8 protein-coding genes are annotated in these 13893 nt (G+C 36.1%); 2 read left to right on the top strand and 6 right to left on the bottom strand.

Annotation, left to right across the window (positions count from 1 at the left end; all coding sequences use genetic code 11):
• Window positions 1-98 precede the first annotated feature (98 nt).
• Window positions 99-947 (top strand): 2,3,4,5-tetrahydropyridine-2,6-dicarboxylate N-succinyltransferase, encoded by an 849-nt coding sequence (gene dapD / locus ACFIM6_RS01730; protein WP_375611393.1) that lies wholly within the window; start codon window positions 99-101, stop codon window positions 945-947.
• 574 nt (window positions 948-1521) lie between these two features.
• On the opposite strand, the gene lepA is transcribed toward dapD, so the two are convergent.
• The 5 genes from lepA to dnaK all read right to left on the bottom strand — a co-directional run bounded on the left by lepA (window position 1522) and on the right by dnaK (window position 11536).
• Window positions 1522-3327 (bottom strand): translation elongation factor 4, encoded by a 1806-nt coding sequence (gene lepA / locus ACFIM6_RS01725; RefSeq protein WP_375611467.1) that lies wholly within the window; start codon window positions 3325-3327, stop codon window positions 1522-1524.
• A 1442-nt stretch (window positions 3328-4769) separates the two neighbouring features.
• The gene (locus tag ACFIM6_RS01720; RefSeq protein ID WP_375611392.1) at window positions 4770-5684 is read right to left on the bottom strand and encodes a DMT family transporter; all 915 of its coding nucleotides are present in this window, start codon (window positions 5682-5684) and stop codon (window positions 4770-4772) included.
• Window positions 5685-5716: 32 nt separating this feature from the next.
• A complete protein-coding gene (argB, locus tag ACFIM6_RS01715) occupies window positions 5717-6622 on the bottom strand; it encodes an acetylglutamate kinase (protein ID WP_375611391.1) in 906 nt (301 codons plus the stop codon).
• Between the two features lie 1720 nt (window positions 6623-8342).
• Window positions 8343-9485: a molecular chaperone DnaJ gene (dnaJ, locus tag ACFIM6_RS01710; RefSeq protein WP_375611466.1), complete on the bottom strand. Its 1143-nt coding sequence runs from the start codon at window positions 9483-9485 to the stop codon at window positions 8343-8345.
• 158 nt (window positions 9486-9643) lie between these two features.
• Window positions 9644-11536 (bottom strand): molecular chaperone DnaK, encoded by a 1893-nt coding sequence (dnaK, locus tag ACFIM6_RS01705; RefSeq protein ID WP_273790233.1) that lies wholly within the window; start codon window positions 11534-11536, stop codon window positions 9644-9646.
• Between the two features lie 958 nt (window positions 11537-12494).
• Between dnaK and ACFIM6_RS01700 the strand changes: the two genes are divergently transcribed.
• Window positions 12495-13049: a copper chaperone PCu(A)C gene (locus ACFIM6_RS01700; protein WP_375611390.1), complete on the top strand. Its 555-nt coding sequence runs from the start codon at window positions 12495-12497 to the stop codon at window positions 13047-13049.
• Between the two features lie 110 nt (window positions 13050-13159).
• On the opposite strand, the gene lysM is transcribed toward ACFIM6_RS01700, so the two are convergent.
• Window positions 13160-13615, bottom strand: coding sequence for a peptidoglycan-binding protein LysM (lysM, locus tag ACFIM6_RS01695; protein WP_375611389.1), 456 nt, complete (start codon window positions 13613-13615; stop codon window positions 13160-13162).
• Window positions 13616-13893: the final 278 nt, after the last annotated feature.

Here is a 13893-nt window from a genome sequence, read left to right as displayed (position 1 = left end):
CCTACTTCCTCATCGTTTTATTGACTGAACACATTTCTTCGCGTAGTTCATAGAGAATAAATCTTGAAGCTTTCAACTTGTTTAACGGAACTCTCGTCATGACCCATATCACACAACTTGAAATTATTATCGAACAAGCTTTTGACGATCGCGATTCTATCGATACTACCACAAAAGGCGAAATACGTGAGAGTGTTGAACATGCATTGAACCTTCTTGATAAAGGTGAAATCCGTGTTGCAGAACGACAAAAAAATGGACAATGGCATGTTCATCAATGGTTGAAAAAAGCGGTTTTACTCTCTTTTCGGCTTAATCCTATGCAAATTATTACTGGTGGAATCAATGGGACACATTGGTGGGATAAAGTTCCTTCAAAATTCTCTGGTTGGCAAGAGGCAGATTTTAAAAGTGCTGATTTCCGTTCCGTTCCTGGAGCCATTGTACGTCATTCTGCTTACATTGCACCCAATGTTATATTGATGCCATCCTTTGTCAATCTTGGTGCTTTTATCGATGAGGGCACAATGGTTGATACATGGACCACCGTTGGTTCTTGTGCACAAATTGGTAAACATGTCCATCTTTCTGGCGGTGTTGGTATTGGAGGTGTTTTAGAACCACTGCAAGCAAATCCAACAATCATTGAAGATCATTGCTTTATCGGTGCTCGCTCTGAAATTGTTGAAGGCTGTATTATCCGTGAAGGTGCTGTTTTGGGAATGGGAGTCTTTATTGGAAAATCAACAAAGATTATTGACCGTACAACAGGTGAAATTTTTATTGGTGAAGTACCAGCCTATTCAGTGGTTGTACCAGGTTCTCTCCCCGGAAAACCTTTACCAAATGGTGAAGCAGGCCCAAACCTTTATTGTGCTGTTATTGTAAAACGCGTTGATCAAAAAACACGAGAAAAAACATCTATTAATGATCTTTTACGTTCTTAGACACAAGATTAATTCATAATAATATTTCATCGTTTTTTAACTTGAATAATGACCTCGAATACAAGGATTCTCTCATTTCAAATCCTTTCATAGTGAATCAATCACTATCATTTCCTTGCTCGTTACAAACGCAGTTGGTATGTGGGTAAGAAACACTTCAAGAAAAGAGTGAAATACCTTTAATGAATTCTCTCAAGTGATAAGGACTGTCATAATATTTTGAGCTGAAAAAGAGTATGATAGGTGCGCTTTGCACCTTTCTGACGCGTAAAAGCGGTAATGCCAAATGGATTTTATATCATTCACAGTGTATTTTACGTTATATTTTTCATAGCCCCCGTTGTGAAATGGAGTTTGATGTATTGAGTGATGATTTACGAAAACGAGCACGCCAATATGCAACATAAATGTATTTTGTTTAAAGCATTCTGTTTTACGTGAGAAAGTGATACCATTATGCAATACACAAGAACATGAAGCACGACGCAATTCTATTTAAAAGTGTTCTTTAAACACCTGAACCAATCGACAAAAGCAAAAGCGCAATCAATGAGAGAAAATACCCCTTTTTTCATTATTTGTTCATTTTGAGCGCTTGAATAAATGCCGATTGTGGAATTTCTACTTTTCCAAATTGGCGCATCCGCTTTTTGCCTTCTTTTTGCTTTTCCAAAAGTTTGCGCTTACGCGTAACATCACCCCCGTAACATTTCGCTGTTACATCTTTACGCAAAGCACGAATCGTTTCGCGCGCTATAACTTTACCACCAATAGCCGCTTGAACTGGAATCTGAAACATATGCTGAGGAATAAGATCTTTCAGTTTTTCACACATTGAACGCCCGCGCTTTTCTGCAATCGTGCGGTGAACAAGCATCGATAATGCATCAATAGGCTCTCCATTCACCAAAATAGACATTTTAACTAAATCACCTTCTGCATAATCTGTCATTTGATAATCAAAAGAAGCATAACCCTTTGAAATCGATTTTAGCCGATCATAAAAATCAAAAACAACTTCATTCAGTGGTAAATCATACGTTACCATAGCACGGGTTCCAACATAGGACAAACCAACCTGTACCCCACGCCGCTCTTGGCATAGCTCTAAAATTGAACCAAGATAATTATCAGGAGTCATGATTGTCGCTCGAATCCATGGTTCTTCTATGGAAGAAATTTTAACCACATCAGGCATATCCGCTGGATTGTGCAACTCTTTAACAGAACCATCATTCATATTCATGCGATAAACAACTGAAGGTGCTGTCGCAATTAAATCCAAATTAAACTCACGCTCTAATCGCTCTTGAATAATTTCAAGATGCAGAAGTCCCAAAAAACCACAGCGAAAACCAAATCCCAAAGCCGCAGACGTTTCCATTTCAAAAGAAAAACTCGCATCATTTAAGCGTAATTTGCCCATGGCTGCACGCAAATCATCAAAATCAGCAGCATCAATTGGAAAAAGTCCACAAAAGACAACCGGTTGCGCCGGCTTAAAACCAGGCAAAGCATTTTCACAAGGACGACGCTCTTCAGTAATCGTATCCCCAACCCGTGTATCTGCTACCTCTTTGATAGAAGCAGTGATAAAACCAATCTCGCCTGGTCCTAATTCATCAACCTGTACCATTTTAGGTGTAAAAACCCCAACGCGCTCAACTGGATATTTTGCACCTGTACCCATCATACGAATGGTTTGGCCTTTTTTTAAAATACCATCTATCACCCGTACCAAAACAATGACACCAAGATATGCGTCATACCAGCTATCAACCAACATTGCTTTCAAGGGATTTGCAACATCGCCTGTATGTGGAGGTGGTAATTGTGCAACAATTGCCTCCAGAACATCAGGAACACCCAAACCTGTTTTTGCTGATATTTCTACTGCTTGAGATGTATCAATGCCTATCACATCTTCAATTTGTTCTTTAACACGCTCAGGTTCTGCTGCTGGAAGATCAACTTTATTGAGAACAACAACCAACTCATGGGAATTATCAATGGCTTGATAAACATTTGCTAACGTCTGCGCCTCTACGCCTTGGCTTGCATCCACCACCAACAGAGAACCTTCACAAGCTGCCAGTGAACGCGAAACCTCATAAGCAAAATCCACATGACCTGGTGTATCCATAAGATTTAAAATATAGGTTTCACCATTCTTTGCCTTATAGTGTAAACGTACCGTCTGTGCTTTAATAGTAATTCCACGTTCACGCTCAATATCCATGGAATCGAGTACTTGTTCTTTCATCTCACGTGTATCAAGCCCACCTGTTATTTGAATCAAACGATCAGCTAAAGTGGATTTGCCGTGATCAATATGCGCCACTATGGAAAAATTACGAATATAATTACGATCTATTGTCATATAAGGCGATTTAGCAAAGAATAATACAAAACGCAAAGACCAATTATGCTCCGGCTTCTATCAAAAGAATATAAACCTAAAAAGCTTCTCAAAACACAACTTTTTATAGCCTAAAAAATGAGGCTTTTGTTTGCTAAATTAAATCCAAGGGTGCTAAAATGATCCTTTCACATCTTATTTGATAACTCATATGCTGTAGTAAGCTAGCACCATCACACACTTTGCCAATCTCCAATATTGCGACGATCCTTTACACTTGAAAAAGTTTATAAGGGATATGCCTTTCTTGTACAGTCTTTACCCACATGCCCCCACCCACTTGTGATGTGTAAGAAAGTGATTTGGATTGATTTAACATGAAAATGATTTGAAGTGAGAAAGTTTTACAGTATTCAGGGTTCTAACTCAATGTGAATAATGATATATTATAATTATAAATCAATGTATTATCATATTTATATGATGGGCGTGTATATCATTTAGGCTTGCAATAAATTCGCAAGAAATGCTTTTTTATTTGTACGCAATAATCTTCTTTTTTAGCAATCTTATATAAGATAACATGAATATCGAGGGAGTTTCTTCTTAATTTTTAAAACTTTAGAAATAGGCTTTATTGAACAAAGTTTTTATGTCCTTTTTATACAACTCCTCCCTTCCTTCATTAAATATAAAACACACAAATCCTCTTCGATTCATTGGATAACGCATTGATTTATAATGATCGTTTATTGTTTTGCAATTTAAATTAAAGCTCTGAATATCGCGAGCTTCTCTCATTTTAAATCTTCTCATAATGAATCAATAAATTTTTTGCTCCCCCATTATAAAACAGAGCTAGTGTATGGATAAAAACGTTTAAGAAATGAGTAAAAATACCTCTCTCTTTCAAATGCCAAAAGCTATCGTAATATTGAGAACAGATAAAGAAAATGCTCGTGCCTTTTATTTTAAGTAAAATGATGATGCTCTGTGGTTTTTCTATACTTCATGCAAACCGTCAATGAATATGATGTATATTGAGAAAATTATCTTTTAAAAAACGCTTTAATGTACAACGTTATGGGGATACTTTGGGCGTTCTATTTTGCGTGAGAAGCGTAACTCTATTAAAGGACAAAAGAAATAACGTGCGACAGTGCGTAATTTTCATTATTCAAAAACATTACCGTAGATGTTTTTGAAAGTTGTTAAAGCCGAATTTAAAGATGAGCGTTAATTTTTACCTTTATATCACCTCATGCTTTGGCTCAATGAAGGTTGTCTGCCCGGTTCAGAAATCTGACAAACAGATAGAAGCATACTATTTCTCCACTTTGGCATGCAAAAGCTGGAATAATTTATAGAACTTCTTAATCATCTTAGTATTAAAAAAGCTCCAAAAATGAAAACTCTACAAGCAAAAATCTCATGCAATAAAATCATAATAAAAAAATGTATAGCTAATCAATTTTTTTAATTGCTTTATTTTTTTTACGCCATTGTGAAGGTTGTAATTCAGCCACAATTATCCCAATCAGAATAAGCAAACCGCCCAATAAAGCTAAGGGAGATAAATGTTCGCCAGCCAAACGCCCAACAATACCAGCCCATACCGGTTCACCTGCGTAAATGAGTGTCGCACGCGTAGGGGAAATAGACTTTTGTGCCCAATTCATAGCTAATTGAATGATGGCACTCATTAATGCCAATCCTATACCAATATTAAACCACACCCACGAAAATTCAGGGATGCTTTCACCCATCAAAGGCATACAAGCAAATGAAAAAAAACCACTAAAAAATAACTGAATAATGGTTACACGCCGACTATCAACCTTGTTCGCAAAAATTCCGATGAGTATGACTTCTCCAGCAATCGCTAAAGCGCCTAACAAAGTTAAAATTTCGCCTTTTGAAAAATCAAAATTTCCCGGCTTTTGTCCTGAAATAAATACAAGCCCAATAAAAGCGAAAATAATACCAATCCAACAAGCTAAACGGGGAGGTTTTTTAAAAACAATCCATTGCAAGATTGGAACCATCGGTACATAAAGCGCTGTGATAAAAGCTGACTGACTACTAATAATTGTTTGAAGTCCAGCTGCTTGAAAAGCATAACCAAAAAACATGGCTAAACCTATCGCCATCCCAGCGAAAACTTCATAAACAGTTATACCTTTTATAGAGCGCCAAAAAATTACCCCACATATAAGAGATGCAACAATAAAACGAAATCCAACAAAAAACAGAGGACCACTATAGCGTACCGCAATGTGAATGACTAAAAATGTAATGCCCCACAATATTGTCGCAGTAAATATTGCCAATTCTGGCTTACTTAATAAAGGATATTTAAACTGTTTTAGATTCACCATGAAAAACTTTCTCTTCCAATTTTCCCCACAATTTATGAAACAATAAGCGTTCCAACTCCCTGTTCGGTAAACAGCTCTAGTAAAACAGAATGAGGAGTTTTACCATTTAAAATGACAACACCTTCCACACCATTTTGAAGGGCTTTTATGCAAGTCTCTACTTTTGGAATCATGCCTCCTGAAATTGTCCCATTTTTAATAAATTTCTCAGCTTCAGAAACTGTCAATTCTTTTAAAAGTTTACCTTGTTTATCCAAAACACCAGGAACATCAGTGAGAAATAAAAGGCGTTTAGCCTCTAATGCACCAGCAATAGCTCCAGCAAAAATATCAGCATTGATATTATAAGTTTTACCATCGCGTCCTGGAGCTACAGGAGCAAGAACTGGTATCATTTCAGAAGATGCTAAAAGATCTAGCAATGTGCGGTCAACTTCAACAGGCTCACCAACAAACCCCAAATCTAAAACACGTTCAATATGCGAATCAGGATCAATGACAGTTTTATAAGCCTTTTCGGCAAAAACCATATTGCCATCCTTGCCGCATAATCCTATTGCCCATTCACCCTCAGCATTGATGAGAGCAACAATTTCTTTATTTATGGAACCCGCTAAAACCATTTCAACCACTTCAACGATCCGCTCATCGGTTACCCGTAGTCCGTTTTCAAATCGTGATTCAATCCCCATTTTCATTAAAATTTCAGCAATTTGAGGCCCACCACCATGAACAACAACAGGATTGATCCCCGATTGCTTTAATAGAGCAATATCACGCGCAAATGCTCGTCCCAAAGCAGGATCACCCATAGCATGGCCGCCATATTTTACCACGACCGTTTCATTTTCATATTTTTGCATATAAGGTAAAGCAGACGATAAAAATGCTGCTTGTTTTTCCAAAACATCTACATCACCGTTTTTAGCATCATCCATCAATAGAGCCTCCTCATCACTTTTTACCATCTCTTAATGAAATTTAGGAAAAGTGAAAACAATAAAACCAAACTTTACTCTATCCACCCCCTCCCCTGAAAATCGTCAATTTTCCTCTAAATTACGAAAAAGGAATAGCAAAATGAAATACAAAAAACTTCCTTTAAAAATTGACAGCGAAAAATTAAACAAAATAGACGTAAAAAAATGTCATTATTTTATGATCTTATATATAAAATTGAAAAGCAAAATTTTGAAGCTAAGCCGTACATTCAACTCATTAGTTTATCCCTATGGATACTTAACAATGAATAGGAATATATACAACCATTGATTTTGTAAGATAAAAATAAAGTTTCTTATAATAATAAAATTAACATATTCCCAAGATAAGAAATCACTCAACTGCTTTATAGCTTATCCCAATAAACTATAACTTTGGTTTTAAAAATTTGACTTTTTCTCAATCATTAAACATGAGGAAATGTCAATTGAACGCTCCTCATGGAGAATCATAATAAGTTGATTTATAATCATAATTTATCTTTTTATATCGTAAAATCGAAAAAAGGCTTTGCAAAATTATCATATATTGTGACTTTATTTCGATAACTCTTCAGAAGCATCTTCGTAAAAGCATTTAATTGTTTAGATTACTCTCTTCGTAAGGTTTTATAAAACTTCTCATTTTTCATGATCGGTCATTAAGTTTTTCTTTCTGCATAGCGATACATGCTTGAATTATTCAATGTTTTGTAGAATTTTTAATTCTTTTAATTATGTTATTTTATGAAAAAAGATTCATTTCGTAAATTTCTCTTTCCATATCACCAATCAATTTCAACAATATATCGTGCTGTTTTCTAAGCATATTGTGCTATTTTTTATTGTATTTATTTTTTCTTTTTAAAGGTAACTTCCTCTATCTTCCCACCAACTTTTTATTATGCCAATAAATTCAATTAAGTGAATTCCATCGAATCTGTTTCCCCACAAGAGAGATATATCGAAAAGTGTTTTGTTATGTCTTCTTTAGCATTCAACACACATTATCTCATTCCACAATTTCTTTGGAACAAAATAAACTTGATTATAGCGTTTTTATTATCTGGAAAAACTGTTTATGACATCAGAAATACAAAACTAAATCCGCATCTAAAAAGACATGATTACTGCTAAAAGCTAAGATGAGGCATGTAAAAGCTATTCCGAACAAAATAACCCTTATTTTAAAGGAAGCAGTGATTAAAACTATGAAAAATGCCAAAAATAAAATCGGTTATAAGAAGTTGATACTTTATTTGAAAAAGATGGATTGCCTAACAGCTTATTTAGCGTTTCTTGGCAAGCCGCTACCTATTTTATAGTTTTATTATAGAGCCTTTAAAAAGAAATTTTGAGTGAAAAAATAAACACCAAAAATACTGAATGCATAAAGGCAGTTATCATGACACTGGCAATATTTATTATCAATCACTCAATTGCGTTCTTATATGGATAAGCCCTTTTTAAAATGTCATAGACACTCAAAAATAAGACTTATCCATAAAACTCATGAAATATAAAAACTATCAGCAGCAGGAGTTTATCCTAAATTAGCTGTCTCTCTCTTTTCTTTTCAAGAAAAAATGCTTTTCAAAGATAATGAGACAATAGAAAGCTTAATGAAAATAACTTTCCCACAGTTCTCTCTAATTATTCTGAGAACATTCACATAATTTTAACCAGAAATATTTTCAAAAAATTCTTTCATACGTGAAAAAAAACCATGTGATTGCGGTGAATTTTCATGATTTGAGAGTTTCTCAAATTTTTGCAACAATTCACGTTGTTCTTGCGTTAATTTCTGCGGTGTCTCAATCGTGATATGGATGTAAAGATCACCCCTTGCTTGCTGACGGCGCAACATGGGCATACCTTTGCCTCTAAGGCGGAATTGACGTCCATTTTGTGTCCCTTCTGGAATCTTAACGCGTGCTTTAACACCATCAAGGTCGGAAACTTCAAACTCTCCTCCTAAAGCAGCTGTTACCATTGAAATAGGAACGCGACAGTGAAGATCTGCTCCTTCTCGCTGAAAAAACTCATGCGGTTTAATGGAAAGGAAAATATAAAGATCACCATTGGGGCCACCACGAATACCAGCATCACCCTCACCAGAAAGACGAATACGCGTTCCATCTTCAATACCAGCTGGAACATTTACGCTTAATGAACGTTTTTTCTCTATACGCCGTGTCCCCTGACATTTGGGGCATGGATCCGTAATAGTTTCACCACGTCCATGACATGTAGGACATGTCCGCTCAATAGAAAAGAACCCCTGTGCAGCACGCACACGACCAGATCCATGACATGTTCCACAAACTTGCGGCTTAGAGCCTTTTCTCGCTCCTGATCCTTCACAAACATCACACGTAACGGAACTGGGAATATTAATTTCTGCAGTTTTTCCTGAAAATGCTTCTTCTAAAGTCACTTCCATATTATAACTCAAATCTGCGCCACGTTCGCGACTATCACCACGCTTACGGTGTGTCCCTCCCATAATCTCACCAAAAAAGTCTTCGAAAATATCCGCAAATCCACCACCAGCAGCAAAACCACCAAAGGGATTTGCTCCCCCTTGACCACCGCTATTTTCAAAGGCCGCATGGCCAAATCGATCATAAGCAGCACGCTTCTGGGGATCTTTAAGAACTTCATAGGCTTCGCCAATTTCTTTGAATTTTCGCTCTGCCTCTTTATCCCCCGCGTTGCGATCAGGATGATATTGCATTGCCAACTTACGAAAAGCAGATTTCAACTTTTTATCATCACATTCGCGAGTCACGCCAAGAATTTCATAATAGTCAACCTTCATCATGTATTCCTGATAATTTTTCTGTCATCCATCTTTATGGATAATATTGCTTTTAATTTATATTTTTAGCAACAAAGTTGCAACTTATCTCAAATAATAAAGCCCAGCCTTATATTTCAAAGGCCGGGTTTATCAATTAATCAACACATATGCTGACACTATTTCTTCTTATCATTAACTTCTTCAAAATCAGCATCAACAACATCATCATTCTTTGCCTCTGTTTCAGTGTCAGCGCTCGCTGCTTGTGAGGCTTCGTACATAGCCTGTCCAAGCTTCATACTGACTTCTGCTAATTTTTGCATCTTTGTTGTTACTTCTTCCGTATCACTGCCTTCAAGCGCAGATTTCAAATCAGATATTGCTGTTTCAATCTGTCCCTTTTCTTCAGCTGATACTTTATCGCCATATTCATTGAGCGACTTTTCAGTTGAATGAATAAGAGCCTCCGCTTGATTTCTAGCTTCAACACCTTCACGGCGTTTTTTATCCTCAGCCGCGTGCTCTTCTGCATCCTTTACCATTTTTTCAATATCAGCATCACTTAAACCACCTGATGCCTGAATACGAATTTGATGCTCTTTACCTGTTCCCTTATCTTTGGCTGAAACATTAACAATACCATTCGCATCGATATCAAAAGTAACTTCAATTTGAGGTATACCACGTGGGGCTGGAGGAATACCAACAAGATCAAATTGAGCCAATAACTTATTATCACTTGCCATTTCCCGTTCACCTTGAAAAACACGAATCGTCACAGCACTCTGGTTATCATCAGCTGTCGAAAAAACTTGCGATTTTTTCGTCGGGATAGTGGTATTGCGCTCAATAAGGCGTGTGAAAACCCCACCCAAGGTTTCAATACCCAAAGATAAAGGTGTTACATCTAGCAACAATACATCTTTGACATCGCCTTGCAATACACCTCCTTGTATGGCAGCACCCATTGCGACCACTTCATCAGGATTAACGCCTTTGTGGGGATCCTTGCCAAAAAAGCTCTGCACAACTTGCTGAATCTTGGGCATACGTGTCATACCACCCACTAAAACAACTTCGTCAATTTCACCAGCCTTTAATCCAGCATCTTTCAACGCAGCTTTACAAGGCTCGATGGTACGCTGCACTAAATCATCAACCAGAGATTCAAATTTTGCCCGAGTCAATTTCATTGTTAAGTGCTTGGGACCGGATTGATCTGCCGTGATAAATGGTAAATTGATTTCTGTTTGCTGTGACGAAGAAAGCTCAATTTTTGCTTTTTCTGCCGCTTCTTTTAAGCGCTGTAAAGCGAGTTTATCATTTTTCAGATCAATTCCTTGCTCTTTTTTGAATTCATCTGCAAAATAACCGACCAAGCGCATATCAAAGTCTTCACCCCCTAAAAACGTATCCCCATTGGTTGATTTAACTTCAAAAACGCCATCTCCAATTTCAAGGACTGAAATATCAAATGTACCACCACCAAGGTCGTAAACAGCTATTGTCTTTCCGTCTTTTTTGTCCAAACCATAAGCTAAAGCAGCAGCAGTTGGCTCATTAATAATCCGTAAAACTTCAAGTCCAGCAATTTTACCTGCATCTTTCGTGGCTTGACGTTGCGCATCATTAAAATAAGCAGGAACCGTAATAACGGCTTGTTCAACTTTTTCACCAAGATAAGATTCTGCTGTTTCCTTCATCTTTTGCAAAATCATAGCTGAAATTTGTGACGGAGAATATTTCTTTCCCGCCTCTTCAACCCATGCATCACCATTGTCACCTTTAACAATTTTATAAGGAACAAGCGCTTTATCTTTTTCAACCATAGGGTCATCAAAACGGCGCCCTATCAAACGTTTAACTGCAAAAACTGTCCCTTCAGGATTTGTCACCGCCTGCCGTTTAGCAGGCTGCCCAACAAGCCGCTCCCCCCCATCAGTAAAGGCAACAACGGAAGGTGTTGTTCGCGCTCCTTCTGAGTTTTCAATAACTTTTGCGTTTTTGCCATCCATAACAGCCACACAAGAGTTCGTTGTCCCCAAATCAATACCAATTACTTTTGCCATATTATAATCTCCATTCAGCAAGCTACCTCAACCTTCATAAAGCATCTTTTTAAGATAGCTCCTCATAACACCTAAAGCCCGTATATTGCTTCAAGCAATATAAATAATGATAAACTGCAAGTCGCAACAAGCCTTGCTGCCTCGTATATAAGAACAGGCTTTTATTGCTACAAGAGAATAATGAGAGAAACATCTCCAAAATAAAAAATTTATTTTAAAATAGGCACTCTAATGACCCATAAATACCATATTTATGAGAGACTTGAGAGGATAATATTTTTCTTGCAATTCTCAAAAAATATATCTTTCTATAAAAATTAAAAAATAAAAGAATGATTGCACTCTCGCTCTTGATCTTCTCATCATTGATAAAATCATACTCACGTAAAAGCTTTTTAAAAGGCGAATAATTTATATCACAAATATTATAAATTTTCCTTGGACTAAAATAGTCATCATATCTAATGCTCATATCAGTAAAGGTATTATCTATAGATCTCCTTTCAAAAAGTCTCCTTCTAACGGTCTCATTGTTTGCGGCTATTTGAAATCTGTGCTTTAAATTCACCTAAAGCGTTTTTTCTTAACTGTATAATTTTGAACTTTGAAAATATATAAAAATACCTCTGTATAAACGCTTTAAAATGCCAAGAGCTGTCATAATATTAAAAATTGGTAAAGTGGTTGATGATTGTTCTGTATTATATCTTCATTAAGTAAAACAGTAGTGCATCATAGATTTTATACCATTTGCAAATACTATTTATGAGATGAACACGGAAGCGTTAAGAGGTGTGTTGTCATTGTAAATCTTACTGTCTTCTTTTAAATTTCAAGAATTCTATGATTTTTATATTCAAATCAATTTCATTTTAGCATTTCTTTCTTTTATTTTAAATAAAAGCTCTGCTAAAATAAAAATATTCAAAGTGTGAATCTTATGAAGGAGGGTAAATCAATGATGACATCTATTATTAAGAAAATAACAAATCTCATCTTTAAGAATATAATACATACACAATATCCATACAAAAAGGTTATCATAAATATCGTGTGTGCTCTTCTCTTTGCTGGTATAACCCTGCCAGCAGGTGCTCAGCAATATAAACTTGGCGACATAGAAATTCTCAATCCTTGGACACGCGAAACACCTAGAGGTATAAGAGTTGGTAGCGGTTATCTCTACATTATCAATCACAGTAATACCCCAGACCGTTTGGTTTCTATTTCCACAAACGGAGTAAAAACAACAGAGATACACTCTATGGCTGTCGTTAATGATATTATGAAAATGGAAAAAATGCACAATGGCATTGAAATTCCGGGAAATGGCGAAATCACGCTTAAGCCTGGCGGTGATCATATTATGTTCATGGGGCTTTCACAACCATTTAAGTTAGGTGATAAAATTAGCGCAAAATTAACATTTGAGAAAGCAGGAACCATTGATGTTGATTTCTCTGTAAACGCTATGAAAGTACCATCACCTTCTAAATCCTCTCCTGTTCACTAAGCTCCTTTTATTATAAATACACACTTTATAAAATGAAGAAGCGTGAAATTTTTTACGCTTCTTTATTTTTTGTTTAATGCCATCAGTAAAAAATTATCCCCTTTGATGAATTAACTATGGTCAATTTCAGGAATACGTAAAACTTGTCCAGGATAAATTTTATCGGGAGATTTTAGCATTGGCTTATTGGCTTCAAAAATAAATGTGTTTTTATTACCTTGCCCTTTTCCATAAACCTCTTCAGCAATTTTCCAAAGATTATCACCAGATTTAACCTCATAAAAGCGAGAAGTTTTTCTAGGCGTTGTATCTATAACCTTTAATTGATTAACATCTACAGAAGAGATACCTTGTGAATTGCCAACAACCAGCAGTGCTTTTTCAAGTGTTTCCCTATCTGGAACTTCACCGCTTAAAATAGCTTTACCGTCTTCAACTTGAATATTGACTTTTTCTGTACCGAGTTGAAAATGATCAAATGCTCTCTTAAAATCCTTTTCTTTTGGTTCATGGTCCCCAATACCTAACTTTTCCCCTACAGTTTTAATAAAATTAAAAAATCCCATTACGACCTCCTTTCGTGTAGCAGAAACAAATTTTTGTGCATATATTGCCACATTCTTTTCTTTGCTCTTAAAACACATAGGCAGATTTTCTAAACTTCAACAATCAAAACTACATCTGTTCAATTATGAGACAAATACAATAATAAACTTTGTAATAAACCTTGATAAAAAAAGCCTTTATAAAAATTTTCTCTCAAATGAAGGGATCTTAATAGACGTAGAAACATTATAAATTATGAAAGCAAAACAAGATTTTACAGTAATGACAAAAGGTTTTT

Origin of the sequence: Bartonella sp. AA9NXGY, assembly GCF_042196845.1 — a bacterium.
Lineage (GTDB): Bacteria > Pseudomonadota > Alphaproteobacteria > Rhizobiales > Rhizobiaceae > Bartonella.
Note: the sequence above shows the minus strand (reverse complement) of the source record. Positions and strands in the feature narration are given on the sequence as shown.